This is a genomic window from Streptomyces sp. R-74717 (assembly GCF_047305335.1).
Classification (GTDB): domain Bacteria; phylum Actinomycetota; class Actinomycetes; order Streptomycetales; family Streptomycetaceae; genus Streptomyces; species Streptomyces atratus.
Map to the genome: position 1 here is coordinate 8,098,135 of NZ_CP102361.1, position 26,394 is coordinate 8,124,528.

The 26,394-nt window shown below is 70.1% G+C and carries 20 protein-coding genes and 3 pseudogenes; 9 read left to right on the forward strand and 14 right to left on the reverse strand.

The annotated features are described in order from the left end of the window. The first annotated feature begins 44 nt into the window (after positions 1–44). From NRF20_RS37220 to NRF20_RS37235, 4 genes are all read left to right on the forward strand, one after another. Entirely contained in the window at positions 45–671 is a 627-nt protein-coding gene (locus NRF20_RS37220; RefSeq protein ID WP_114243342.1) for a YigZ family protein, read from the forward strand. Positions 672–752: 81 nt separating this feature from the next. After that, positions 753–1,700 carry an ornithine cyclodeaminase family protein gene (locus NRF20_RS37225; RefSeq protein ID WP_413753993.1) on the forward strand — a complete coding sequence of 316 codons (948 nt, stop codon included), beginning with the start codon at positions 753–755 and terminating at the stop codon, positions 1,698–1,700. A 181-nt stretch (positions 1,701–1,881) separates the two neighbouring features. Further along, positions 1,882–3,048, forward strand: coding sequence for an exonuclease SbcCD subunit D (locus NRF20_RS37230; protein WP_398632502.1), 1,167 nt, complete (start codon positions 1,882–1,884; stop codon positions 3,046–3,048). Further along, positions 3,045–6,278 carry an AAA family ATPase gene (locus tag NRF20_RS37235; RefSeq protein ID WP_413753994.1) on the forward strand — a complete coding sequence of 1,078 codons (3,234 nt, stop codon included), beginning with the start codon at positions 3,045–3,047 and terminating at the stop codon, positions 6,276–6,278. The genes NRF20_RS37230 and NRF20_RS37235 overlap by 4 nt, the downstream gene beginning before the upstream one ends. Here the strand turns inward: NRF20_RS37235 and NRF20_RS37240 are convergent. The 3 genes and pseudogenes from NRF20_RS37240 to NRF20_RS37250 all read right to left on the reverse strand — a co-directional run. Next, a pseudogene (locus tag NRF20_RS37240) lies at positions 6,268–6,336 on the reverse strand (Lrp/AsnC family transcriptional regulator); the annotation flags it as partial. The gene NRF20_RS37235 and the pseudogene NRF20_RS37240 sit on opposite strands and share 11 nt — an antisense overlap. Before the next feature lie 225 nt (positions 6,337–6,561). Then, positions 6,562–7,155: an amidase family protein gene (locus NRF20_RS37245; protein ID WP_413753995.1), complete on the reverse strand. Its 594-nt coding sequence runs from the start codon at positions 7,153–7,155 to the stop codon at positions 6,562–6,564. 108 nt (positions 7,156–7,263) lie between these two features. Beyond that, positions 7,264–8,274, reverse strand: a complete 1,011-nt coding sequence (locus NRF20_RS37250; protein ID WP_398632505.1) for a LysR family transcriptional regulator — start codon at positions 8,272–8,274, stop codon at positions 7,264–7,266. Positions 8,275–9,003: 729 nt separating this feature from the next. Here NRF20_RS37250 and NRF20_RS37255 point away from each other — a divergent pair. Next, entirely contained in the window at positions 9,004–9,240 is a 237-nt protein-coding gene (locus NRF20_RS37255; protein ID WP_398632506.1) for a hypothetical protein, read from the forward strand. A gap of 454 nt (positions 9,241–9,694) precedes the next feature. On the opposite strand, the pseudogene NRF20_RS37260 reads toward NRF20_RS37255, so the two are convergent. From NRF20_RS37260 to NRF20_RS37270, 3 genes and pseudogenes are all read right to left on the reverse strand, one after another. Continuing rightward, positions 9,695–10,424 (reverse strand): annotated as a pseudogene (locus NRF20_RS37260) (SDR family oxidoreductase). A gap of 278 nt (positions 10,425–10,702) precedes the next feature. Further along, complete coding sequence (locus tag NRF20_RS37265; protein ID WP_413753996.1) at positions 10,703–11,083, reverse strand: hypothetical protein; 381 nt, start codon at positions 11,081–11,083, stop codon at positions 10,703–10,705. After that, on the reverse strand, positions 11,080–11,586 hold the full coding sequence (locus NRF20_RS37270; RefSeq protein ID WP_398632509.1) for a hypothetical protein: 507 nt from the start codon (positions 11,584–11,586) through the stop codon (positions 11,080–11,082). The genes NRF20_RS37265 and NRF20_RS37270 overlap by 4 nt, the downstream gene beginning before the upstream one ends. Before the next feature lie 180 nt (positions 11,587–11,766). On the opposite strand from NRF20_RS37270, the pseudogene NRF20_RS37275 reads away from it, so the two are divergent. After that, positions 11,767–11,898 (forward strand): annotated as a pseudogene (locus NRF20_RS37275) (rhodanese-like domain-containing protein); the annotation flags it as partial. Positions 11,899–11,993: 95 nt separating this feature from the next. Here the strand turns inward: NRF20_RS37275 and NRF20_RS37280 are convergent. Next, entirely contained in the window at positions 11,994–13,679 is a 1,686-nt protein-coding gene (locus NRF20_RS37280; RefSeq protein ID WP_413753997.1) for a DUF885 domain-containing protein, read from the reverse strand. 48 nt (positions 13,680–13,727) lie between these two features. Further along, positions 13,728–14,225, reverse strand: a complete 498-nt coding sequence (locus tag NRF20_RS37285; RefSeq protein WP_266363503.1) for an Lrp/AsnC family transcriptional regulator — start codon at positions 14,223–14,225, stop codon at positions 13,728–13,730. 59 nt (positions 14,226–14,284) lie between these two features. On the opposite strand from NRF20_RS37285, the gene NRF20_RS37290 reads away from it, so the two are divergent. Beyond that, positions 14,285–15,559: a trans-sulfuration enzyme family protein gene (locus NRF20_RS37290; protein WP_413753998.1), complete on the forward strand. Its 1,275-nt coding sequence runs from the start codon at positions 14,285–14,287 to the stop codon at positions 15,557–15,559. Here NRF20_RS37290 and NRF20_RS37295 read toward each other — a convergent pair. The 6 genes from NRF20_RS37295 to NRF20_RS37320 form a co-directional block, all read right to left on the reverse strand. Next, a complete protein-coding gene (locus tag NRF20_RS37295; protein WP_413753999.1) occupies positions 15,495–16,928 on the reverse strand; it encodes a GNAT family N-acetyltransferase in 1,434 nt (477 codons plus the stop codon). The two genes, NRF20_RS37290 and NRF20_RS37295, sit on opposite strands and share 65 nt — an antisense overlap. Before the next feature lie 306 nt (positions 16,929–17,234). Beyond that, entirely contained in the window at positions 17,235–19,907 is a 2,673-nt protein-coding gene (locus NRF20_RS37300; RefSeq protein ID WP_413754000.1) for a DUF6493 family protein, read from the reverse strand. Continuing rightward, positions 19,904–21,277 (reverse strand): SWIM zinc finger family protein, encoded by a 1,374-nt coding sequence (locus tag NRF20_RS37305; protein ID WP_413754001.1) that lies wholly within the window; start codon positions 21,275–21,277, stop codon positions 19,904–19,906. Before NRF20_RS37305 ends, NRF20_RS37300 begins: the two co-directional genes overlap by 4 nt. A 73-nt stretch (positions 21,278–21,350) precedes the next feature. Beyond that, a complete protein-coding gene (locus tag NRF20_RS37310) occupies positions 21,351–22,931 on the reverse strand; it encodes an alkaline phosphatase D family protein (RefSeq protein WP_413754002.1) in 1,581 nt (526 codons plus the stop codon). Positions 22,932–23,022: 91 nt separating this feature from the next. Then, positions 23,023–23,154, reverse strand: coding sequence for a hypothetical protein (locus NRF20_RS37315; protein WP_398632516.1), 132 nt, complete (start codon positions 23,152–23,154; stop codon positions 23,023–23,025). A 258-nt stretch (positions 23,155–23,412) separates the two neighbouring features. Next, a complete protein-coding gene (locus tag NRF20_RS37320) occupies positions 23,413–24,243 on the reverse strand; it encodes an alpha/beta fold hydrolase (RefSeq protein ID WP_398632517.1) in 831 nt (276 codons plus the stop codon). Positions 24,244–24,396: 153 nt separating this feature from the next. Here NRF20_RS37320 and NRF20_RS37325 point away from each other — a divergent pair, with 153 nt between their 5' ends. Then, complete coding sequence (locus NRF20_RS37325; protein WP_398632518.1) at positions 24,397–25,281, forward strand: RNA polymerase sigma-70 factor; 885 nt, start codon at positions 24,397–24,399, stop codon at positions 25,279–25,281. Between the two features lie 305 nt (positions 25,282–25,586). After that, positions 25,587–26,354 carry a GntR family transcriptional regulator gene (locus NRF20_RS37330; RefSeq protein WP_398632519.1) on the forward strand — a complete coding sequence of 256 codons (768 nt, stop codon included), beginning with the start codon at positions 25,587–25,589 and terminating at the stop codon, positions 26,352–26,354. The last annotated feature ends 40 nt before the right edge of the window (positions 26,355–26,394 follow it).

A 26,394-nucleotide genomic window follows, 5' to 3' on the forward strand; every position in this document is an offset into this window, starting at 1 on the left:
ACAGCGGCCCCGGACCATTCCCGGCCGGGGCATAGGGTGGCCGGATGCAGGAGCAGTACCGGACAGTCGCCCGAGCGGGCGTGCACGAGACCGAGATCAACAGGTCGCGCTTCATCTGCGCGCTCGCCCCCGCCGCCACCGAGCAGGAGGCGCAGGACTTCGTCGCACGCATCCGCAGGGAACACCCGACCGCCACCCACAACTGCTTCGCCTACGTGATCGGCGCCGACGCCTCCGTACAGAAGGCGAGCGACGACGGAGAACCCGGTGGCACCGCGGGCGTACCCATGCTGCAGATGCTGACACGCCGTGAGATGCGGTACGTCGTCGCTGTCGTCACCCGCTACTACGGCGGTGTGAAGCTCGGTGCGGGCGGACTGATCCGGGCATACGGGGGAGTGGTCGGGGAGGCCCTCGACGAACTCGGCACCATCATCCGGCAGCGGTTCCGCCTTGCCACGATCACCGTCGGCCATGAGCGCGCGGGCAAGCTGGAGAACGACCTGCGAGCCACCGGGCGGAGTGTCCGAGAGGTCCGCTACGCGGAGGCTGTCGTCATCGAGATCGGGCTGCCGGACGCCGATGTCGAGGGGTTCCGCGGCTGGCTGGCGGACGCGACAGCGGGCGAGGCCGAGCTGGAACTGGGCGGCGAGGCGTACGGGGACGCCTGACCGGGTCTCCACGTCCCCACAGCTGTCCCCGGGACCCCCGGTGCTGCCGGGGCCTGATCCGCCCCGCGGGACAATGGGCACATGACCCGACTCCTGACCAGCAGTGATCTCTTGGCCGTCCTCGATCCGGAAGCCTCACTGAAGGCCCTGCGAGAGGGGTTCCGCCAAGCCGATTCCTCGACGGTCACAGGGCAGCGGGTGCGCACGGATCTTCCCTTCCCGGGCACGGCGACGGTTCTGATACCCGGGCTGCTGCCGGGCATTGACGCGTACACCGTCAAGGTCAACGCCAAGTTCCCGGGCGCCCGGCCGGCGCTGCGTGGTGTGATCTGTCTGCACAGCGGCCGGGACGGCGAACTTCTCGCCCTTCTCGACTCCGCCACCGTCACGGCATGGCGGACCGGACTGGCCGCTGCCCTCGGCACTCATGTCATCGCCGCTCCCGACCCTGCGGGCGAAGCGGTGCTGGGCGTCGTCGGCGCGGGCGCACAGGCCGAGATCATGGTCCGCGGACTGCGGAGCCTGCGGAGCTTCCGCGATCTTGTGGTGTACGACACCGATCCGGGACGCGCAGCGGAATTCGCCGCCCGACACCACGGCCGGGTCCTCGGCTCCGCGACCGAAATCGCTGCGGCCACGGATGTCGTCCTGCTCTCCACCTGGTCGCGCACACCCGTGCTGAGCCTTGCCGACAGCCGCCCCGGACAGCACTTCACCACGCTCGGCACCGATGAACCCGGCAAGCAGGAACTCGCCGCCGACCTGCTCGCCGCTGCCCTCCTCGTCGTCGACGACCGTGAGCAGGCTGCGGCGATGGGCGCCCTCGCCGCAGCGGGACTGCCGGCCACCGCTGCGGACGCCACCCTCGGTGAACTGCTCGGCGGCGCGCATCCCGGCCGCACCTGCGGCACGACCCGCTCCGTCTACGCACCCGTCGGGCTCCCCTGGCAGGACCTGGCCGTCGCCTGGGACGCGTACCGGCAGGCGGAACGGCTCTTGGTCGGAACCCGGATCGATCTTCTCGGCTGAAGGCCCCGGCGGCAGTCGGCGGTGGTGGGAGACTGTGGTCGGTGAGGAAACAGCGGCTCACCGGTGTCGACGTGGTCGGTGCGGACGACGAGGGCCCGTGCCGGCCCGGTGTGGTCACGGTGCGAGACAGACACGGGCCCCGGGGGCGGAGGAAGAGAACAATGCAGGTCGGAGCCGGCTCTTGAGAATTCTGCACACATCGGACTGGCACCTGGGGCGGTCGTTCCATCGGGTCTCCCTGCTCGAAGCCCAGGCCGCGTACCTGGACCACCTGGTGGCGACGGTGCGCGAGCACGAGGTGGACGCGGTCCTCGTCGCGGGTGATGTGTACGACAGGGCCGTCCCGCCGCTGTCCGCGGTCGAGCTCTTCGACGATGCGCTGCACCGGCTCGCCGCCGCCGGCGTGCCCACCGTGATGATCTCCGGGAACCATGACTCCGCACGCAGGCTGGGCGTCGGCGCAGGCCTGATCGGGCGGGCCGGAATCCATCTGCGTACCGAGCCCGCCCACTGCGCCACCCCCGTCGTCCTGCCCGACGCACACGGCGACGTGGCGTTCTACGGGCTGCCCTACCTGGAACCGGCCCTGGTGAAGGACGTCTTCAAAGCGGAGCGAGCCGGGCACGAGGCGGTGCTGACCGCAGCCATGGACCGGGTACGCGCCGACCTCGCGAGCCGCCCGGACACCACCCGGTCCGTGGTGCTTGCCCACGCCTTCGTCGCGGGCGGCGAGCCCAGCGACAGCGAGCGCGACATCACCGTCGGCGGGGTGGCCGCCGTACCCGCCGGAGTCTTCGACGGAGTCGACTACGTGGCGCTCGGGCATCTGCACGGCTGCCAGACCGTCACCGACCGGGTCCGTTACTCGGGCTCGCCGCTCGCGTACTCCTTCTCCGAGGTCGCCCACCGCAAGACGATGTGGCTGATCGACCTCGACGCCACGGGAACGGTCGGCGCCGAGCGCATCGACTGCCCGGTGCCCCGTCCGCTCGCCAGAATCCGCGGCCGCCTCGACACCCTCATCGACGACCCCGCGCTGGAGCAGCACCGGGAATCCTGGGTGGAGGCCACGCTCACCGACCCGGTGCGCCCGGTCGAGCCCATGGCCCGCCTCGTCGAGCGGTTCCCGCACACACTCAGTCTCGTATTCGAACCCGACCGGGCCCCCGACGACCCGCTCGCCTCGTACGCACAGCGCCTCAAGGGGCGCGACGACCAGCAGATCGCGGAGGACTTCGTGGCACATGTGCGGGGCGGGTCCGCAGCGGACGAGCGGGAGCGAACGGTGCTGCGCGGCGCCTTCGACCACGTGCGGGTGGACGACAGCGTGCGCGAGGTGAACCGTTGAGACTCCACAGGCTCAGCCTCACCGCCTTCGGGCCGTTCGGCGCCACCCAGGACATCGACTTCGACGCACTCTCCTCGGCCGGGCTCTTTCTGCTGCACGGGCCGACCGGCGCCGGAAAGACCTCGGTCCTCGACGCCGTCTGTTACGGCCTGTACGGCGCGGTGCCCGGCGCCCGCCAGAGCCCCGGTACCTCGCTGCGCAGCGACCACGCCCCGGCGGACCTCCCCACCGAGGTCAAGCTGGAACTGACCGTCGGCGGCCGGCACCTCGAAGTCACCCGGCGCCCCGCACAGCCGCGCCCCAAGAAGAAGGGCAACGGCTTCACGACGGAGAAGGCCCAGGGCTGGCTGCGGGAGTACGGCCCCGACGACGGCTGGCAGCCGCTGAGCCGCTCGCACCAGGAGATCGGTGAGGAGATCACCCAGCTCATCGGGATGAGCCGGGACCAGTTCTGCCAGGTGGTGCTCCTGCCGCAGGGCGACTTCGCGCGCTTCCTGCGCGCCGATGCCGAGGCGCGCGGCAAACTGCTCGGCAGACTCTTCGACACCCGCCGGTTCGCCGCGGTCGAGGAGCGCCTGGCCGAACTGCGCCGTACCGCCGAAGCACAGGTCAGGGCCGGGGACGAACGTATCCTCGCGGTTGCCCAGCGGATCGCCCAGGCCGCCGGACCGGCCTCCCACGAATCGCCGCTGCCCGACATCCAGCCCGGCGAACCGGGGCTCGCCGACGGCGTGCTGGAGTGGGCCGCGACGGCCCGCAGCAGCGCCCGGGAACGGCTCGACATCGCCGAGTCCGTACTGGCCATGGCCGAAGGGCGGCAGTCGGCCGCACGCCTGGCCCTCGACAGCGAGCGCGAACTCGCCCGGCTCCAGCAGCGTTACGAGGAGACGCAGCGACGCGCCACCGCAGTCGAAGCCGGCCGCCCCGACCACGACCGACACCACGAACGGCTGGCGCGGGCCCGCAAGGCGGACCTCGTCGCCCCCGCACTGGAGCTGCGCGACGATGCCGAACGCGCTTACCGCACGGCCCGCGATGCCCGTGACCGCGCCCGTGCACTGCTGCCCGACACTCTGGCCGACGCCGGTGCCGAGCAACTGGCGGAACTGGAGCGAAGGCTGCGGCAGGAGCTCGGCGGGCTCGACGCCGCGAAGCGCGCCGAGCGGCGCAGCGCGGAGATCGACGCCGAGCGGGCCGGACTGGAGCGCCAGGCCCGGGCCGACGACGAGCTGATCCACGAGGCGAGAGGCTGGCTGGCCGGCTGGGAGCCGACACGCCACGACCTGCGGGCACGCATCGAGGAGGCCCAGGAAGCCGCCACCCGAGCCGAACAGCTCGCCGGGCGGCTGGAGCCGGCCCGCGCACGGCTGGAAGCGGCCCGCCGCCGCGACGCGCTGGCCATCCGGGCGTCGGCCGCCGCCGAGCGGCTGGCCGCGGCCCGTGAGCAGGCCTCGGGCGCCCACGAGTCGTGGCTGGAGCTTCGCGAACGGAGACTGCGTGACATCGCCGCGGAGCTGGCTGCGGAGCTGGTGGACGGCGAGGAGTGCAAGGTGTGCGGCTCGGCCGACCACCCCAAGCCCGCCCGCGCGGCCGACGGGCATGTCGACCGGGCCACCGAGGAGAGGGCTCTCGACGCGTACCGGCGGGCCGAGGAGGCGCGCACGGAGGCGGACCGGGAGCTCGGGGTCGTACACGAGAAGCACATGGCGGCCCGGGTTGCCGCACGGTCGGCCGTGCCGCAGCCGAGGGACGGCGCCGATGCCGCCGAGCCGGCTGTGTCCGGGCGGATGGCCGGGGTTGTTGCTGCCGGGTCGGCTCCGCCCGGGACGGCAGCGGGGTTTGTCCCCGCTGAGTCGGCTGCGCGGCAGCCGGTGGCAGGGGCTGAGGTGGTTGCCACCGATGTGGCCGACTCCAAGCAACCCCTTCCCGGTGCCGCCACCGAGTCCCTCGCCGACCCCACCGTCGCCGAACTCGGCGCACTCGTCGACCGGTTGACGCGCACGCATGCACAGGCGCACCGGTCCGCTGCCGGTATGCACGCGGCGCGCGAGGCCCTCGCAGCCGCCGAGCGGGAACAGGCCGAGCGCCTTGAGAGCCGGCAGCTGGCCGAGCGCCGGGCCGCGGCCCGCACTTCCCTGCGGGAAGGTCTGGACCGTGAACAGATCGCACTGGAGGCCGAGTTGGCGACGGCTCGCGGAAAGTCCGGCAGCGTCGCCGAGCACGCCGAGCTGCTGGAGCGCCGGGTCGGTCTGCTCGCCGCGGCCGCCGAGGCGGTACGGGAGGAGGAGACGGCCGCACAGCGCCGCAAGGAGGCCGACGGCCGGCTCGCGGACGCCGCGTTCCGCGCCGGGTTCGACACCCCGCAGGCCGCGGCCGCGACCCTCCTCACCGATGCCGGACAGCGCGAACTCCAGCGTTTCATCGACGCCTGGCAGTCCGAGGCGGCCGCCGTCGCCGACCGTCTCGCCGAGACCGCGACCCGAGCAGCAGCCGGCGGCCCGCGAGCCGAGGTCGATGTCGCGCGGACCGCATACGACATGGCCGAGCGGCAGCTGCGGGACGCCTCCGCGGCACTGGCCGCCGCACGCGAGCGCTGTGCCGAGCTCGACCGGCTGTCGCGCAGCGCCGCGGACGAGGTGCGCAGGCTCGGTCCGCTGCGCGAGGAGTACGACCGGGTGGCACGGCTGGCCGGGCTCACCGCTGGTACCTCCGCCGACAACGAACGCAAGATGCGGCTGGAGTCGTACGTGCTCGCGGCCCGGCTCGAACAGGTCGCAGCAGCCGCCACCGCACGGCTGCAGCGCATGTCGTCCGGCCGCTACACGCTGGTCCACTCCGATGCCCGCACCGGAGGCCGCAGGTCGGGCCTCGGCCTGCATGTCGTCGACGCGTGGACCGGCCGCGAGCGCGATACGGCGACGCTCTCGGGCGGCGAGACGTTCTTCGCCTCGCTGGCCCTCGCGCTCGGCCTCGCCGATGTCGTCACCGACGAGGCGGGCGGCGTACGGCTGGACACCCTCTTCATCGACGAGGGCTTCGGCAGCCTCGACGACCAGACCCTCGACGAGGTGCTCGACGTGCTGGACTCGCTGCGCGAGCGGGACCGCAGCGTCGGCATCGTCAGCCATGTCGCCGATCTGCGCCGCCGTATCCCCGCACAGCTCGAAGTGGTGAAGGAGCGGCACGGATCGGCGGTACGGCACCGCACCACGGGCGAGGTCAGCGGCTGATGGCGCGCCGGGGGAGCGGCGAGGAGTAGACGACGCTCGTAGTCACGGAGCCGAGGGCCTCAAAGGCGAAGCGGAAGCCCGCCTCGCGGTCCGTCAAAAGATTTGACGGCTACGCCGGTTTTCTGTTCCGTTCCTACTCGCGCATGCGGGGCGAAGTGCCGCGAAGTGGCTGTCGGGGGTCCGGGGACGCCGGGAGTGCCGGGAGGACAAGCACGAGGTGATTCTCGCGCTCGCTCAGTGCGTGGTCCTCGCCAGTGGACTCCCGGCTCTCCAGGAGCGCTCCTTAGTGGCCCGTGTGGTTCCCTGACCACACCGTGGGGGTTCGGCCTGACCACGGGCTTGCCTGTTCGAGTTGGCCGGCGAGGCGGAAGAGGCGGCTTTCGAGGCCGTATCCGGCAGCGAACTGCATACCGATCGGCAGCCCCGTCTCGGCGTCGGCCGTCACCGGCACAGACATGGCGGGCGTGCCCGCCACATTGAACGGCATGGTGAACGGCGAGCGGTCGTTGAGGCGGTCGATCCAGCCGAGGCCGTCCAGCGCCTCTGCGCCCTCGGCAGAGGTGCCCAGGGGCATGGGAAGCTCCGGCAAGGTCGGGGTGAGCAGTATGTCGTGAGCGTCGAAGTACCGTGCCAGGCTCCGGGCGACCCGGTTCCGGATCGTGAGAGCGGTGACGAACTGGGCGCCGCTGACCCGCTGCCCGTAGTGGTAGCCGGCAAGGGTCACCGGTTCGAGGGTCGAGGAGTCGATGGGCCGGTCGCAGATGAACGCCGTCCGCACGGCCCGCCCGAGTTCCTCGATCGCCTGGTAGGTGGGGTGTTTGGGGCCGCCGCGGGTGAAACGGCGCAAGACCTGCTCGGCCTCGGCGGTGTCCAGCACTCGGAGACCCTGATCGCTTGGGCTGCGATCACGCTCATGACCCGCCGTCTCACCCGGGGCAAGAAGAGCCTGACGCCGCCAGCCACACGAGCCGCCTGACCTGCGGGATCAGTCCTTACTCGCTGGTGAAGCGCTCGCGCGGCGGTGACCGGCCATCACTTGCAGATCGCGGCCGGGGATCCAGGAGTTCTGCGGGCGAGCAAGCCAACCCTCTGCGGCGCCCAGCTCCTGGGCCGCGTTGATCAAAGCCCCCAGCCCGGGGTGGCGCAGGCCTCGGCGCCAGACCATTGAGACCGGAGCAAGAGGCACCGGATCAATCAAAGGGCGCAGGGCCATATCCGGTACGTCCGAGAACTCGACATTGGCCAGCACTGACCAGCCCTGCTTGTGAATGATCCGCCTGAACTCCCTCTTGCCCTCAATCTTGGGGAAGGGTGGGGCCAGTTGGATCCCGTACTCAGCGAAAAGTGTGCGCGCGTAGTCCGTCCACTCGGTGGTGTCCTCGTTGCCCGCTGCGGCGTAGATCGTCTCACCAGCGAGCCTAGCCAGGGGCACCTCGGACAGAGCGGCCAGCCGGTGCTCGGGCGGCAGAAGTACGGCCAGTTGGTCGCAGCGGATCAGCTGGTGGTCGAGGCCGGCCTCGACGGCGGGCGGCAGGCCAGCGACGCGACCGAAGGAGACGTCAATCCGACCGTCCGCGATCTCGGTGGCCGCCCGTACGAGTCCGCTGTGGAACCGGGCGACAAATTCCACGGCAGGCGCGATTCCCCGGGCCGCTTCCAGTACTCGTGGGCCGGTGGATGCGTGGACGGCAACGTCGACTATCAGCGGCCTGTCCCTTCCGGAAGTCGGCGCGTCGCTCAGCTCTTCCTTCAGCTCTGCATGGGCGGCCAGTGCCCGGCGAACGATCGGAAGCAGTCGATGGCCCTCAGTGGTGAGGGTGACATGCCTTGTATCCCGGTGGAACAACGTTCGGCCCCACTCGCGCTCCAGTCGTCGGATGTCACGACTGAGTGCCTGCTGGGCGATGAACAGACGGGCAGCGGCGCGGGTGAAATGAAGTTCCTCCGCGACAGCCACGAAGGCCCGCAGCAACCGTGGATTCGTGTCGTCACGCACACACCATTCTCACCCACCAGCCGGGATTCACAACACAATTGCCTGGATGCCGACCGGACAGGTGTTGGACCCTTCGACGAGCCCCGACAACGCTGAACCCATGCCAGGACACTTCGCATCCCAGCCCCAACGGCCCCCGCATCGCATGCTGCTGACCGTCGCTGGCGAGACCCTCGTCGTCGCCGCACCTCCAGAGTTCACAGAACCGCCCAGTCGTTCTTCGCGTCGGCGGCGGCTGACCAAGCTACGGCACGCATTGACGCGCCTCGCAGCGTCCAGATCAACCGAACGCTGGTGGAATCGTTAACGCCTCAGGCTCTGTTTTTGCCTCTCACCCCAAGCCCGGGTTCGGAAACAGGTTGTCAAGGCGGCTTCGGTCACGAGCTCGATTGCGGGGAGCCGGTTGGCGGCAGGACGGAGAGGACGCCCTGCCGCGTGGCTCGGCCCGCAGTCGCTCGTTGTCGAGGGTGAGGGCCTGGACGCGTTGGGCGAGTGTGTCGACGGACTGACGAAGGTCGGTGATCTCCTCGTGGCGGGCGCGACGTGCCTCGCGGAGCCGGCCCGTGAGTTCCTGGATGTGCTCGCGCAGGGTCGCCGGGACGCCGGGGCCGCTGGAGCGTTCGTCAATGCGCTGCCGGAAGAGTTCCAGGACGTCGTTGGCCCGGTAGGCGGTCGCCCGCGAGATGCCCGCCTCTCGGGCAGGGCGGCGACGGTGAGGCTGCCGTCGCTGTGCTGCGGATCGTCGGCCAAGAGGCGGTCCATGGCCTCGATCAGGGCAGCGTGAACCGCGGGCGTGACGCCCATCGGGCGGGCTCCTCGGCCTGGTCGCGCATACGCCGCATCTGCTCGATCTGCTTGATGCAGCGCGGTCTTCTGGAGGCTGGTCAGGGGGCGGATGGTCAGCAGCTGCCGGGCGTCGCCGATGACGTTGTCGATCGCCGGGCGATGTCGGGGAAGCATGCATGAGTTCGGGCACTTCGCCGGCTGGCAGTGATTCATCACCGGTGCCGCCTCCGGCTCGGCGGACGGACGACGCGAGAGACAGAGCGCCGTGAAAGCCTCGAAGCAGCAGTCGTTGAGGACGCCCGGGTAGTAGGTGCGGGCCGGGTTGGCGAGCATGGCCCGTAGTCGGGCGGCATCGACGGTGCGGCCGGGGAAGTCGCCGAGCTCATCGCGAATGCGGGTGAACTCCGCGGTCAGCCTGGGCGGCATCCGGACTCCGTCTTTGAAGTCCTCGTACTGGTCGAGGAAATGCTCCAGTCGGGCCGGCTGCTGTTCGCTTTCGACCTGGTTGCGGAAGCCGGAGACCGTGCTGCCTAATGGTGGAGTCGGGTATTGGAACTGCCCGAATGCCTGCCGTCCGGGGCCCAAGTACTGCCCCGGACTCGCGGTGCGGTGTGCGGGATGTGGCAGGAATTGGTTAGACCTGTTCGAAGTGGAACGCCTTGATGAAGCAGTCGCGGGGCTGCGTGATGGCGAAGAGGATGCAGTCCACGAGCGACTGCGCGGTGAGGGCGTCCTTTGCCTCGCGAGGCGTGGTCTCCCACTCCTCGGAGAGCGGGTCAGGGTTATTGAAGTCGGGTGGGTAGAGGGTTATGACGCGGACCCCCCGGGGGGCGCAGGCGTTTGGAGAGAATCTCGGCGAACCCTGCCTGGGCGGATTTGGCTGCGTAGAAGGCGTCGTGCGCGTCCGACCGGTGATGACCAGCTGTGCCGCAAGCGGAAACCATGGTCACCACGTCCGGCCTATCCGAGTTGAGCAGGAGAGGGAGGAAGTTCTTCACGGTCAAGACGGTTCCGGTGGCGCCGGAAGCAATGGTGTCGACGACGTCGGCATCTGAGGCGGATTGGAGGTCCGGGCCTTCGAGGTAGCGGGAACCGTTGTTGATCAGCACGTCGAGGCGATCGGTGTGCCGGGCGACGTCGGCAGCGAAGTCTCGGATCGAGGCGGGGTCCGTCAAGTTGCAGGAGAATGCGTGGACTTGTTGCTGTCCTCGGTCGCGAATCTCGTCGCGGACACGCTCAGCGGCGGCGAGGTTCCGGGCGGAGAGGAAGACCTCGGCGCCGAGGTCTGCGAGACGGATGGCCAGGGTGCGGCCGAAATCACGGCCGGCGGCCGTGATGACCACGCGGTGGTTGTCGAATCTCATGTCGTCGCTCCTGCTTCGTGGATCGGATGTTGCGGTGAAGTGCGGCGGCTGACATCGGCGGCGTAGGCGGCCCAGTCCCCAGCGGATGCCTTCTGCCAATGGACGGCGACTTGGATGTGGACGCCGAGCATCCGGGCGAGGATGGCGGCGGGCAGTTCGGCGGCGAGGGTGAACAGGGCTGTGGAGCGGTCCTGTTGGGGCCGGCTGCCGATCTTGTGCAGCCGCAGGCCGACCTGGCTGTCGCTGAGTGGACGCCCTGGTTGTCCTCCGGGGAAGAGTCAAGGGTCGTCGTCCGGAGTCCCGATCTCGGCCTTGCCGCGTCGGGTCGCGACGAGCTCGCGGACCAGGGCACCAAGTGGCATCGGAAGGACGACGGGCGAGGTTCCGAAGGTGATCGCGACGGTCTCGCCGGTGATGTCGACGTCCTCGACGGTGAGTTGACTGATGGCGGAGATCTTCTGCGCGTAGAGGATCAGCAGCAGTCCAGCGACTCGGTCCGCGGTGGGCAGCGTGTCGTCGTTGAGGAGGCGGCGTGCGTCGGCCCAGCGTTTCTCGCTGTCGATGGCGCCCTGTGGGCCGGTCCAGCGGACGGCGCCGCAGGTGAGGCCGTGGGCATGGCGATGCTGTACGGACCAGCGGACGAAGGTGGGATCGGTCATCCAGCGTTCCAGGTCGGCTTGTGTGCAAGCGCCCAGGGTGAGACCTTCACCGGCGAGCCAGGGGCGGTCAGGTTCTCCAGCACGGTGACGGCCTGGGCGACCGGCTCGATGACCACCCAGCTGTCCTCGTCGCCTGTGGGCTGTCGGCCCTTGAAGACTGTGCCCCGAACCTTGCGGCGCTCGATCACGCCGTCCGCGGACGGCGTGATGAAGTGGCAGCCGGGCTTGAGGGACTGAGCTTCGGAAGCGCGCATTCCGGAAAGGTGGGCGGTGACCACGTAGCAGGCGGCCAGCAGTGTGCGGACCTCGTTCAGCAGGGACTTCGAGTGGAACCGAGGCCGCCGGGGGCGGCCTGTCTCCTCGTCGATGCTGATCTCGGTGTCCATGCCGCCTTCCTCCAGACCGAGCTCGGCGGCGGCCTGATGCAGAAGCTCGACGTTCTCTGGACGGTCCACGGAGGCGTAACTGATCCGGGCGAGCTGGGCGACGAGCTTGCGGTTCACCCCACCGTCGCTGTCGGTGCGGTGGTCGGGGGCAGGTTGATGTCCGCAGGTCGGGCGGGCATGCCTCGCCCTTCTCCGCGACGCCGTTCGATGAATGCTTCCAGCCGGGCCCGCGTGGAATTCGTCGGATTGCCAATAGGCTGGCGGATGCGTTCTTGCTCTGACAGGGCGGCGAGAACACTCAAGGAGATGCTCGGCGGCTTCGAGTACTGGGTGCGCGAGGGTTTCGAGTTCGAGACCTGGCAGTGACGCGAGCGGCGCGACGCCGACCCGCTCACCGCACCGGTCGACTCCGACGACTGCGGCTGCTGACCGGTCGGGCCGGACGAATGCCCCCTCCCGGCCGCTCCCGCCGGGACGTTCCACCAGGAGTGCCGAAATCAGGAGGGGAGGGGGCGAGAGGCGGGTCAGAGTTTGGACAGCTCGTCCACGAGATCGTCGAGTCCGAGCGGCCCTTGCGACAGGGCGGCCATGTGCCAGGCCTTGGCGTCGAACGCATCACCGTGTGCCTTGCGGGCGTTCTCCCGGCCGAGCAGCCAGGCGCGTTCGCCCAGCTTGTAGCCGATGGCCTGCCCCGGCATCGAGAGATAGCGCGTGAGTTCGCTCTCCACGAAGTCGGCCGGACGGCCGCTGTGGTTGCCGAAGAACTCCTGGGCCAGCTCAGGGGTCCACCGCTCGCCGGGGTGGAACGGGGAGTCCGCGGGGATCTCCATCTCCGCGTGCATACCGATGTCCACGATCACCCGGCAGGCCCGCATCATCTGCGCGTCCAGATAGCCGAGGCGGCGCTCGGCGTCCGGCAGGAAGCCGAGTTCGTCCATGAGCCGCTCCGCGTACAGCGCCCAGCCCTCGGCATTGGCGCTGACATCGCCGATCGACGCCTGGTAGCGGGAGAGGCTGTCGGCGACATGCGTCCACTGGGCGATCTGCAGGTGGTGGCCCGGCACACCCTCGTGGTACCAGGTGGAGACCAGGTCGTACACCGGGAAGCGGGTCTCGCCCATGGTGGGCAGCCAGGTGCGGCCGGGGCGCGAGAAGTCCTCGGACGGGCCCGTGTAATACGGGGCCGCGGCGCCGCCGGGCGGCGCGATGCGGGACTCCACCTTCCGTACCCGTTCGGCGAGTTCGAAGTGCGTGCCGTCGAGGGCCTCGATCGCCTCGTCCATCAGACTCTGCAGCCAGGCCTGGACCTCATCGACCCCTTCGATGTGCTTGCCGTGCACATCGAGATGGGCGAGCGCCTCCCAGGGACCCGCGCCGGGCAGGACCTTCTCGGCCTCGGTCCTCATCTCGGCGAGCAGCCGGTGGTACTCGGACCAGCCGTAGGCGTACGCCTCGTCGAGGTCCAGGTCGGTGCCGTTGAAGTAGCGCGACCAGCGCGCGTACCGCTCACGGCCCACCGTGTCCGGCGCACCCTCGACCGCGGGGGCGTACACATCGCGCATCCAGTCGCGCAGCGCCGCGACCGACTCAGTGGCACGGCGGGCGCCGTCGTCCAGATCGGTACGCAGAGACGCCGGACCGGCGGCAGCGAATTCCTGGAAGAATCCCGTCCCGCCGTTGCCGGACCACTCGTCGAGCTGGTCGATGAAGGTGGCCGTGGCGCGCGGGCCGCCGAACAGCTTGCGCTCCAGGCCGAGCGCGAGCGACTCGCGGTAGCCCTCCAGTGCGGCGGGAACCGCACGCAGCCTGTCCACGACCGCCGCCCAGTCCTCGTCGGTCTCGGTCGGCGTCACCGTGAACACCTCACGGATGCTGTGCGCCGGGGAGGCGAGGTTGGAGACCGTGCGCAGCCCCTCATCGGCCTCATGGACGGCGAGTTCCGCTGTGAGGCGCTCACGCAGCAGGCGGCCGCAGCGGCGCTCGGCATCGCTGTCCGCGCCGGGCAGCTGTTCGGCGGCATCGAGCTTCGCCAGGGTGGTGCGGGCGAGCTCGGCAAGGGCTTCCTGCCCCGCGGGGGAGAAGTCGGGAAGGCGGCGCGAACTCTCCGCAACACCCAGATAGGTGCCGGCGATCGGGTCGAGTTCGATGAATGCGTCGACGTAGGCGTCGGCGACCTGACGGGGCAGCGCGCTGCTGGGAATGACTGACATGCGGACATCTTCGTACGGCGGGGTCCTCCGCGTCATCATCATTCGGCCTCAGTGGTCTGTTCCGGCCGATCCTGAGGACGGTGGCAGCAGCGGTCCGCACTCCCACTGCTGGAATATCAGCCGGGTCTCGACCCTGGCCACTTCGCGGCGTGAGGTGAATTCGTCCAGCACGAGGCGTTGCAGATCCGCGGTGTCGGTGACCGCGACATGGACCAGGTAGTCGTCGGGCCCGGTCAGATGGAAGAGTGCGCGGGACTCGGGCAGCGTCCTGATGCGTTCGACGAACGGGCCGATGAGCTCTCTGCGGTGCGGACGGACCTGTACGGAGAGCAGCGCCTCCAGGCCGCGGCCCAGCTTCGCCGGGTCCAGACGCAGCTGATGGCCGAGAATGACGCCGGAGCGGCGCAGCCTGGTCACCCGGTCCAGGCAGGTCGACGGTGCGACCCCGACCTCGGCGGCCAGCTCGCGGTAGGTGGTCCGGGCATCGTTCTGCAGCAGTCGCAGAATGTGCAGGTCCACCGGGTCCAGAACGACTGAATCGGCCATCTGCCGAACGTAGCACGGAGCCTTTGGATGAAGGCCCGGTGTTTGTTCAGGGTTATGTCATGGACACCGAATCCTCGATGGCGCCCTCGACGACAACCCGCTCCAGGGCGCTGGCCACCGAAGCCGTGCACGCAGGCCGCGACGATCTCGCGGCCCTGGGCCTGCATGCCCCGCCGATCGATCTGTCCACCACCTACCCCTCGTACGACTCCAGGGGCGAGGCCGAGCGGATCGACACCTTCGCCGCCACCGGAGCCAGGCTCGAAGGACCGCCCGTCTACGCACGGCTGGACAACCCGACGACGGGCCGCTTCGAGACCGCCCTCGCCCGGCTCGAAGGAACGGAGAGTGCCGTGTCGTTCGCCAGCGGAATGGCGGCGCTCACCGCCGTCCTGCTGGTCCGGGCAAGCATGGGACTGCGCCATGTGGTCGCCGTCCGACCGCTCTACGGCTGCAGCGATCACCTTCTCGGCGCCGGTCTGCTGGGCACCGAAGTGACCTGGACCGACCCTGCGGGCATTGCGGAGGCCATCCGTGCGGACACCGGGCTGGTGATGGTGGAGACGCCCGCCAACCCGACGCTAGCCGAGGTCGACATCCGCGCGATCGCGCACTCCTGCGGTTCTGTGCCACTGCTCGTCGACAACACCTTCGCCACGCCCGTACTCCAGCGACCCGTCGAGCACGGCGCACGGATCGTGCTGCACAGCGCCACCAAGTACCTCGGTGGGCACGGCGATGTGATGGGCGGGGTCGTCGCCTGCGACGAGGAGTTCGCGGCCCGCCTGCGGCAGGTGCGCTTCGCCACCGGCGGGGTGCTGCACCCGATGGCCGGGTATCTGCTGCTCCGCGGCCTCGCCACGCTGCCGGTCCGGGTGCGGGCCGCTGCCGCGAGCGCCGCCGAACTGTCCCGCAGGCTGACAGCCGATCCGCGTATCGCCCGGGTCCACTACCCGAAGCTTGGCGGGGCGATGGTCTCGTTCGAGGTGTACGGGGATCCGCACCGGGTGATTTCGGCCGTACGTCTCATCACACCCGCGGTCAGTCTCGGCAGTGTGGACACCCTGATCCAGCATCCGGCCTCCATCAGCCACCGCATTGTGGATGAGGGAGACCGGCACGCGTCCGGCGTCGGGGACCGGCTGCTGCGGATGTCGGTGGGTCTGGAGGATGTCGAGGATCTGTGGGCCGATCTGTGCCAGGCGCTGAGCTCACAGGAGGCGGGCGGCCGTATGGAGATCGGTCCTCACGGCTCCGGTCGTCAGGGTGTCACCGGCCGGCCTGTTCGTACGGCGGCAGCGAGCGAACCGGAGTCGCGTCCAGCCGTGCGGTGATGACCAGCGTGCCCTCCTCGATCTGGTAGTCGAGCGGCAGGGACAGCGAACGCATGGCCGCGACCATCCCGGTGTTGGACGCCTGGGTGACGGCGTAGACGCTCTCGCAGCCTGCCTCGATGGCGAGCGTCACCAGGCGTCCGAGGAGCTCGGAGCCGATTCCGCGGCGCTGCCATTCGTCCTCGACCAGGAGGGCGACCTCGGTCTCGTCGCCGTCCCAGAGGAGGTGGCCGAGGGCGACCAGCCGGCCCGAGGCCGTCTGCACGGCCAGGGTGCGGCCGAAGCGAGGGCTCAGCAGGTGGTCCAGGTAGCGGTCGGCGTCACGGACCGGGCCGTGGTACCGCAGCCGCAGCGTGTGCTCGGAACAGCGGTCGTGCATGGAGCGGGCCGCTTCGATGTCGCTGCGGTCCGCGCGGCGCACGGTGATCTCGTTGCCCTCGGGAAGAGTGAGCACCTGCTCGCTGCGCGGCATACGGGGGCCGAGCCGGGCGTCGAGCTCTACCAGGGCGCGGGCCCTGGCGAACTCGGTCGGGGTGAACGGAAGGTAGGGCCGTTCGATGGTGAGGGCACCGCCGGACGGGTCGCGCAGCCGCATCACCGTCTCCGCCAGTACGCCCTCGACGGGCGCGGCCTCACCGGTTGCGCGGCCGGTGATCGAGACGGCGGGCAGCGAGTGGATGGTGCAGCGGCCGAGCAGCTGACGCAGGGCGAGGGGGAGTTCGGCGGCGTCCAGGGCTGTGCGTGTGGCGAGGCCCAGGATGCGCGTCGGGGCATCCACCAGGTCGTGCGCGTCCGCCCGCTCGATCCAGGTGGAGCCGCCTCCCGCGGCGGAGATCGCCCGACTCAGCTGCTGGGCCTGGAGCGGGGCGGGGGCGCGCAGCAGGAACTCGTCGACCGTGCCCTCTGCCAGCGGGTGCGTCTGCAGGGTGAGGATGTCGACCTGGTGCCGGGCGAGCGCGATGCACAGCGCGGCCAGACTGCCCGGGATGTCCCGAACGGTGGTACGCATCCGCCACAGCACCGTGTCCTCGGGGGACAGGGCCGGGCCGGCGGCGATGGGCGTGGTCACGAGCGCGGTCGCGGCGGCGTCGGTGCGGTGCGACACGCTGTCGCTGTCAAAGATGATGTCGTTGCGGGTCGGTGGCGGGGCGTGGCTGTGGCGACGTGCCCACCAGGTGTGGAACGCGGCTGTGACGGCCAGGGCCACGGCCGAGGCGATCAGGAGATACGGACCGTCCGGCTGGTGTCCGATCAGGTTGGCGATCGCGTCGGCCACCGCGACCGCGGTGAACAGTGCGGCCAGTTCGGTCACGTCCCGCCGCCAGTGGTGGGAGCGGCGGGCAGTCTTGGCGGATGTCACGTCAGTCATGCCTTCACTGTGACTGAGCGGTGTTGCCTGATCACGAACGCTCTGTGACTGATGGGTTAAGTGTGGATCTAGTCCCCTATCATCCGTTTTGGCGGATTAACGTCTTGATCGATTGTGGTTCGCAGTAGTACTGCAGCCTCCTCCGGGCCCGGGCCATGAGGCGGCGGCACGGCAGCTCCCGTCCGGGCCCGGATCCCCGAGCGCCGGGGCCGGACAGGGGCCCGCCGGACGGGACCTGCCTGGCCCGGGCAGAACCCATTCGGCCCGGACAGATTGCCGCGGGTTACGGCAGGATGTCCCGGGCGGTCATGTCAGTACCGAACCTTGCTCCCAGGCCGCCTTCAGGCGCGCTGCTTGACGTACCAGCTGTGAGGATCCGCCGCGCGCGGCAGTTTCGGCGAGCCCGGGTATCGGCTCGGCACCTGTCGCACCACAGTGCTCCACGCACTCGGCGGCCACGGAGAGCAGGTCGCTCAGCCCGCGAGGTCCCTTCTTGTGCGCCAGCAGCCCCGGCAGCACGACGGCCAGCACGGAGAGCACTGTCCGGTATGCCCCGGTGGCGGCCGCGGTGCGAGCGGAATCCGCGAGACGACTGGGCTTCACCAGGCTGTGGTCGAGGAGGATCGCCAGCTCCTTGCCGAGCAACTCCGCGTCCAGCCGCTGCTGGGCCGCGAGTATCAGCAGGGCGTCCACCGCCGACAGCCGGTCCTCCGGATGCCGGGCTCCCATCGCGTACGCCACGGTCAGATGGATGGCCTCGGCGGCCGGCCCGCCGAGTTCGACGAGTGCGGTGAGCGGCTGGGCCGCGCCCCTCAGTTCATCGGTCGCACAAGTTGCGACGCTCGGCAGCAGCCATGCGGCCAGTGTCTCGCCGTCCTCGGGCAGTGTGGCGAGCCAGGACCCCGGGTGGTCGCCCCAGTGGTAGCAGATGCGATGACGCGGGGCATGCGGATGGCCCAGCCAGTGGAAGGAACGAGGGAACTCCCGCTGGATGACCGGGCGTTCCCGGCTGGCCATCAGGACGCGCCGCGTCCAATCGGTCGGCTGCCGCATCTCCCAACCATGGGCCAAGGACTGCTCCTTCTCCAGATCGAACCGGAACACGGGCGCGAGCGGCTCGTCGGACTGCAGCCAGGAGGCCAGCCGGTCACCCTCCGGGGTGCCGAGCAGGGCGGCCGCCGTCGCGGCCTCGTGCTGGCCGTTGCGCCGCACGCGCAGCAGGGCCTGGGCGAAATCCGCGCCTCCGGGCCGGATCCCGAGCTGCTGATACGTACGCAGCCGCTCGACCAGCACAGCAGGGTCGAGCGAGCCGGTGTGCCACGTCGGAAAAGCCAGCAGGAACGGTGCGCTGCCGCTCAGCACGGCGTCGGCGGCCTCCCACAGCCGGGCCTTCATCACCCCCTTGAGCGCGGCATGGACACAGGTCCCGGTGCCGGTCCAGGCGGCGCGTCCGTCCTGCACGGCCTGCACCGGCACCCGTCCGAGCAGTACGGCCACGACGAGCTCGATACCCGCCTCCGAGCGAAGCCGCCGCTCGACCTCCGGCAACGGTTCGTCGTCGAGCCACCACTGACCCGCCAGCGCATCACGCAGCGCGTCGGCCAGCGCCGACCGATCGGTGTGGGCATGGCGGACCAGCCCGTCCAGCGTCCGCTCGAAGGCGGTGACATCCCGCGCTGCGGATCTCGCCAGGACCACCACCTCCTCGACGAGCTCGGGCAGTGTCGCCGGTGTTGGCTCGAGACGTTGCAGGGGTGGATCGGGTGGCAGCAACTCCTCGTACGGCTCCGCCGCCGACCGGTCGTCCAGCAGGTCGCCGAACACCTCGGCCGCAGCCGTGCGGTGCGCCGGTCCCAGCAGCGAGGCGGACAGGGCAAGTTCTTCCCGAACCGGGTCACCGACGGCGGGCAAGTACCGCGCCACGAGTTTGAGGGCCCGCTCCTGGATGTCGATGTCCTCGTGCCCGAAGGCGTCGGCGACAGCGGGCAGCAGCTCGTCCGCAGTCGACGGATCACGGCGCAGTGTCTTGCCGAGCAGCGTGAGCTGCGCCCGGACCAGCTTCTTCTCGGTGCGGAACAGCATCGAACCCGACACATCCGCCAGTGCCCGCACGGGCAGTTCTCCGCGCTCGTCCAGACGGCCGAGCACCTCCTGGGCATGGCCGGCCACGGTGGAGATTCCGTCCGCGGACATTCCCATCCAGTCGGCGGCCCGCTCGGCCTCCTCCTGCTCGGTCAGCGCGAGCCGGCGCAACACGGCCAGGGAGAACCGGAGATCGCCGGGCTTTCCGCCGCGCAGCAGCCGGGTCACACAACTGTTGATGAGCACCGACCGCTCCAACAGGCCCTCGTCCGCGAGGGCGGCCAGCGCCTCGGGCCAGTGGCACGGGTTGTCGGTTTCGTCGATCCAGGTCACCTGTGGCGGCAGTTCCGCCACCTCGAAGAGCCGCGGCACCAGAACGGTCAGATGCGGGTCGGTACGGAGGATGTCGCGCAGCGGTTGCGTCCTCTTTCGGCGCCAGGGTGCGGCCGACACTGTCTCGGCCCAGCCCTGCACGAAGCCGTCAGTGGTGGGTACCGGGCATTGAGCGATCTTCACCAGCCCGGAGATGAGCTCGTATGCGGTCTCCGCCGTCGCGGCCCGCCCCGCCAGCCGATGCGCGACGTCACCGAGCCAGGCGGGGTCACGGTCCGCCAGGACTTCGAGAACCAGCGGGTACGGGGACCGTGTCCAGCCCAGCAGATCCCGGCCGCCGATCCAGGTGGCGCAGCCCGCGGCGCCGGTGTGACAGCCCGCCCCGGCCACCAGCAGCGCCTTCCTGATCTTGTCCTGTTCGCGCCATTGCCAGCTCCGCGCCTCCTTGCGGAGCTCCTTCAACTCCGCCAGCGCCGAACGGCGTTCGGCCTTGTCCAGCCGGGCCAGCAGCGCCGGCACGTCTTGCTTGCGACCTTCCCGTACCGCGGTCAGCAGCTCCTTCATCGCACGCCTCCGACGACCGGTGCACCGCGACGGACCATCCGGACGGCCAGCGCGTGCTTGCACGGGCCCCGCCGCCCGCGGTAGTCCGCCCACCACTGGCACGTACAGCTCAGCATCCCGTCCTTCTCCCTCACCTGGTAGCGGCGCTCTCCCGAGGCCACGGCCGCCACGTCCCCGTCTAGCACGACCGCGCCCGAGCCGGCCAGCTGCCGGGCCGCCACCAGTCGCGGATTGTGCCGCTCGGCCCGGTCGGCGTCGTACGGCAGCTCGCGGTGGAAGTAGGCCGCGTCGGCGAGGTCGTAGCCGACCCGGCCCGCTGTCCCCAGCCGGGTGAGCGCGGCCCGTACCCGCTCCACCGTCAGACCCGACTGCTCCGCGAGGTCGGCGGGTTCGATCCGCGGCTCCCAGGCCAGGAGCACGGAGACCAGCTCGGCGTCGGCCGCGGCACCGTCGGTGGCCAGCGCATCGAGCACCCCGCCCTCGCCGGAGAACCCGCGCGAGGCATCGGGTGACAGCGTCAGGGTGAGCCGCATGCCCGGCAGCACCGCCTCCCAGGCGCTCGCGGTCGCCGCCCCGTCGGCCACCGGCCCGTACACTCGCAGTGATGTCGCATGACGCAACACCCGCTGCAGTGCGGCCAGCCGCTCGGGGCCCGGCAGGCACACCGCCCCCGCCACCGGCCGTGTCGTCGGCCGCAACGTCTTCCCGGCGGGAACCACCCACTGCGCGCCCCGCGAGGCATTTCCCGATGAACGAGGGAGCGAGCGCAGGAACCGCACAGCCTCCGCGGCCGACAGCTCGGCCCGCAGATCGAAACCGGCGGACACCACCTGCGCCTCGGCGAAGCCGCGCAACCACCGGTCGGGCAGGGGCACCTTCTTCTCCACGACGGGACCGTCCACGGTGGTGACGGCCAACTCGTCCGGGCCCACCCGCATGTGCAGCGGATCGTCCCCCGCTATCCGCGAAAGCGCCTCCCGCAGCGGATTGTTCACATCCACATTCGTCGTACCGTGACCCGTCTGCGCACCGTCCAGACCGTCCCGCAGTACATCGAGGCGCGCATACACCCCGCAGCAGCCGGAGAACGACTCGAAGCGCAACCGGTCGCCGTTGCCCGTCACCACCGGGTCGAGCGACGAGGGCAGGGTGCGCTGGTAGTAGCGCGCGGATGCCACGTCCGCCACGGCCAGCAGGCCGCGGGCAGCGATCCTCGGCGATGTGAGAAACCCGGAGAAGAACCGGGGGTGGCGCTCGGCGCCCCGCGGCGTGAGACCACCGGCGGTCTCCAGGCCTAGGAGCTGTCCGGCCTGCGAGGACTCCAGAGCGGACGGGCGTGCGTAGGCCAATGCCTGAACGGATCGGGTCATGCAAGAACCGTAGAACCCACCACTGACAGTCGGCCCCTGACCACTTCCCGGGGCCGACTGCCGGCGTGCCGGTTCACTGCCCGACGCGCCCCGGCTGCAACACCTTGCTGAACAGCACAGAACCGCCCTGCGCCCGCAGCCGCACGGTCAACTCGCCGCTGCCGCCGTCGATGTCGACCTCGCCGAAGAACTGCGGAGACTCCATCGGCGACACGTTCGCGCGGTCGGGCGCCCGCACGAAGACCCGGTCGGGACCGAACGTTGCGTCGAGTGCATTGGCCGGGAACTGACCGGCCGCCAGCGGTCCGGACACGAACTCCCAGAACGGTGCGAAGTCCTTGAACGCTGCGCGCTCGGGCTCGTAGTGCTGCGCCGACGTGTAGTGCACATCGGCCGTCAGCCAGACCGTGCCGGTGATCCGCCGGTGCTTGATGTACCGGAGCAGTTCCGCGATCTGGAGCTCACGGCCGAGCGGGGCTCCGGGATCACCCTGTGCGACCGCTTCGAAGTCCGTCGCACCGTCGGTGACCACCAGTCCCAGCGGCATGTCCGCGGCAATCACCTTCCACACCGCGCGGGACCGCGACAGCTCGTGCTTGAGCCAGCTGAGCTGCTCGGCGCCGAGGATGCCGGTGGTGTCGTCGGGCTGCCGGCCGGGGGAGTTGGCGTTGCGGAAGGACCGCATGTCGAGGACGAACACATCGAGCAGCGGACCGTGCCGCACCACGCGGTGCATCCGGCCCTCGCCCGACGAGGCATGCAGAGTGGACACCGGGAAGTACTCGCGGAATGCCCGCATCGAGCGATCCGCCAGCACATTGACGTTCTTCTCGGTGTAGCGGGAGTCGTCGAGGATCTGCCCGGGATACCAGTTGTTGCGTACCTCGTGGTCGTCCCACTGAACGATCGAAGGCACCTGCGCGTTGAAGTCGCGGAGGTTGCGATCGAGCAGGTTGTAGCGGAAGTTTCCGCGGTACTCGGCAAGGGTCTCGGCGACCTTCCCCTTCTCCGCCGTGGTGACATTGCGCCAGACACGCCCGTCGGGCAGGGGCACGCTCGGCTCGATCACCCCGTCCGCGTAGATGTTGTCGCCGCTGCAGAGAAAGAAGTCCGGGTCGAGGCGGCGCATCTCGTCGTACACCACGTAGCCGCCGATGTCCGGGTTGATGCCCCAGCCCTGGCCCGCGATGTCGCCGGACCACAGGAAGCGCACCCCGTCCCGGCGCCGGGCGGGCGCGGTCCGGAAGGTTCCGTACACCGGTTCGCCGGTGCGGCGGGGGTCTTCGGGGTCGGAGAGCGTCACCCGGTAGTGCACCTGCTCACCCGGTGGCAGCCCGTACAGCGGTGTCGTCCCGGTGAAGTCCGTGTCGGAACCGACCAGCGGACCGTGCCATGTGCGGGCCCGCCGGAAGGACTCCGTCGCCGATGTCTCCACGACCATCCTGGCCGGACGGTCCGACCGGACCCAGACCAGCGCGGACGACGCGGTGACATCGCCCACCTGTACGCCCCATGCCGCGCGCGGCCTGCCGGACAGAGCGAAGGCGGGGGCCGCGGCGCCCACCACGGGGAGCGCGAGCGCCGCCGAAGCGACGAGCGAACCGCGCAGCACACCGCGGCGGTCGAGGGACGGAATACGCGGACGGTACGACATCGAGGCGCCTCCGGGGCAGTGGACAGCGGACGAACGGGTGGCTGGTCGACCGACCCCACCCTTGTGCCCGTCGGCGGCGCGCACACCAACCTCAGATGAACACCCGGCCCCGGCCCTCACCGATGTCCGGTCCGTTCTCGTACCGCTGAGCCGCTGCCAGCAACCGCACGCCCTGCGCGATGTCCTGGGGAGCCAGATGTGCGTAGCCGAGAACCAGGCTCACCGTTCGGTCCGTGGAGGGCGCGGTGCCGAAGTCGCCCAGTGACCGCAGGGCCCCTGGTACATGGGCATGCAGCGCATCGGTGCCGGACGCGCCACACTCTTCTCCGGCCTGATCCCGGTCTCCGCCGCGCTCACCGCACCACTCGTCGGCACCGGTTCGTACGGGATCCCGCAGGCCGGCGGCAGCCTTCTGGTCGGGTTGGGCGTGATGCCCGGCTCGGGCGCCCTGCCTCGGAGTGGCGTGGCGCGGGGCGCCGGCTCAGCGGCTGGTGTCGAGAATGACGCGCGCCACGAGCGCCGGATCATCGTTCATCGGAACATGTCCGCAACCGGGCAGCCGCACCAGCCGGGCACCGGGAATGGTGTGCTTGGCCCTGATTCCCTGGCGACGCAGCAGCAGCCGGTCGCGGCTGCCCCAGGCGACGGTCACGGGCAGCCCCGGCACGTCGTCGGTGAACGTGACACTCCGCCCGACGGCAAGCGTCTGGTGGAAACCGGTCGCCTCGCGCAGGGCGATGGTCTCCGCGACAACGGCACCGGGTGAACGGCGGCCGGGCCGGGCGTAGATGGTGCTGGTCAGCGCCGCACGTCCGGCCGCGCTGCGCGAGAACCGTTCGATCAGCGGCACGGGCATCGACAGCGCGCCCCGACGCATCGCCCGCAGCGTCCCAAAGGCGTAGCGCCGCTCGCTCTCCGTCCAGAAACCGGCGGGCGACAGCGCCGTCACCGACCGCACGAGCTTCTCGCGACCCAGCTCCAGCGCCAGCAGACCGCCCAGCGAATTGCCTGCCACATGCGGCCGGTCCAGGCCGAGCTCCTCGCAGAACGCACCGAGCACCGGGACCACGCTCGCCAGGTCGTACGGAACACCGTCGGGCAGCGCCGAGGAGGCACCGAAACCGGGAAGATCCACGGCTATCACATCCCGTTCCACGGCCAGGACGGGCAGCACCGGATCCCAGGCCTGACGGTGGTGGCCGATGCCGTGGAGCAGGAGCAACGGCTCCCCGGAGCCGGTCCGTTCATACGCCACGGACACGGCCCGAGACCCTTGAGGTGAGTCGACGTTGAACGAGACCGTGGTGGCCATGCTGGTGCTCCCGAGGTGTTCCGGCATGAACGGGCCATGCCTGAAGGTGACTTAGACGTCTCGTCAACAACAATTACCGCTCAGTAGCTTGCAGTTCAAGAGGCCGGGCGGTTCGTGCTGGACACTCTGCGGACTCTCGGCTGGGATGGAGGGGTGAAAGCCGACACCGCGACCGACGTCTTCGAGGACCACCGCCCCGTGCTCACCGGGGTTGCCTACCGCATGCTGGGCAGGATCGCCGACGCCGAGGATGTGGTGCAGGAGGCATGGCTGCGCTGGTCGTCCGCATCACGTGAGCAGGTACGGGAGCCGCGCGCCTTTCTCGTAAGGATCACTACCCGTCTCGCCATCGACCGGCTGCGGCAGGTGCAGTCGCGGCACGAGGCGTACGTCGGACCGTGGCTGCCGGAGCCCCTCGTCACCGATTTCGGGCCGGCCGTGCCCGATACCGCGGAACAGGCAGTTCTCGCCGACTCCGTATCGGTCGCCGTGCTTGTCGTCCTCGAATCGCTGTCGCCGCTGGAGCGGGCCGTCTTCGTCCTGCGCGAGGCGTTCGGCTTCCCGTACGCCGAGATCGCCGCCACGCTGGACCGGACCGAGGCCGCGGTACGGCAGCTCGCGGGACGTGCGCGGCACCATGTCGAGGAGCGCAAACCACGCTACGACGTCGACCCGGCCCAGCGCCGTGACCTCACGGAACGGTTCCTCGCCGCGGCGGCGGGCGGTGACATCGAGGAGCTTCTGGCCCTGCTCGCGCCCGATGTGCGCCTCGTCGGCGACAGCGGCGGAAAGTCCAAGGCGCCGCTGCGGGTCATCGAGAGCGCCGACAAGGTTGGCCGCTTCCTCATCGCCGTGGCCCACAACCAGGCCCAGGATCTCGACATGCGGTTCCTGGAGCTCAACGGTGCGCCGGGCCTGCTGGTGCTCTCGGGCGGAAAGCCCGACTCCGTCTTCCAGGTGGACGTCAGGGACGGGCTCATTCAGTGCGTATATATCGTGCGCAATCCTGACAAGCTGTCCGGCCTGGCCGGAGAGTAGCGGGACCTCCCGCCGCCGGGTGCGCTCCCAACCGTCACGAGCTCCTCCGGTTTGCCCAGGTATCCCTCTGCCGTCCTTGTCCGAAGCCCCACGGCCTGCCCGGTCGTGGGGCCTTGTGCTGCGGGCGGCTCACGGCACCACGAACGTCCTGTGAACGCTCTGCGGCAGAGGACCGTTTCGCTGCGTGACCGAAGGAGGATTGGTCTTGACCAAGGGTGTGTCGCGTCCTATGGTCTCAACGTTAAGACAGGAACCTTTAATAAATAACGTCGCGGAAAAGCCGCTGGGCGATTGCGGAGGACAGGGTGGGGACCACGCAGCTGGAAACGGTGCAGGAGCCGAAGTACTGGCACCTCAAGACCGTGCTCAGTGAGGCACTCGACTCGGACTTTGCGGTGGGCGAGATCCTGCCCAACGAGCGCGAGCTCGCCGCCCGGTTCGGAGTCGCCCGAGCCACGCTCCGGCAGGCTCTGGAACAGCTCGAACTCGAAGGCAGGCTGCAGCGCCGCCGTGGCGTCGGAACCACCGTCGCCCCGCCGCGCGTCGGGGTCGCCGTCTCCACGGCACAGCGGGACTGGTCCGACGGCGGTGCCGGCGAGGCGTGGCAGCCCGTGGACTGCACGACGGCGGTCGCACCGGCATCTGTGGTGGCCATGCTCGACGTGGACGGCGACGAGCCGGTGCACATCGTGCGCCGGATCAGGGTCACCCACGGTCAGACGGTCGCGGCGGAACTGCTGTACGTCCCGTCGTCGTCCGTGCCCGAACTCTCCGCGATCGACGCCCCTTCCGGCCCCGCCCGGGCCCGCAGCGTCCTGCGCGAACTGCACCGCCTCGGCCTCGACGGCCAGGACCGTTCGGTGGAGCTCGGTTCGGCGCGCGTGGACGACGCCAAGGAGCTCGACCGGCTTCCCGGCGCCCCTGTTCTCGTCGTCACCACCCGCTATCTCGTGGCGGGCGGCATCGCGGCGCTTTCCGTCGCCACCTACCGGGCCGACACCTGCCGGCTCACCTTCGGTGACTCGGGCGACCTGGAGATCAGCCATCACGGCCAGGAGCGCCAGGCCTCCTGAGCACGACCGGCTCCGCCGGTCTCCCATGTCTGCGTACGGC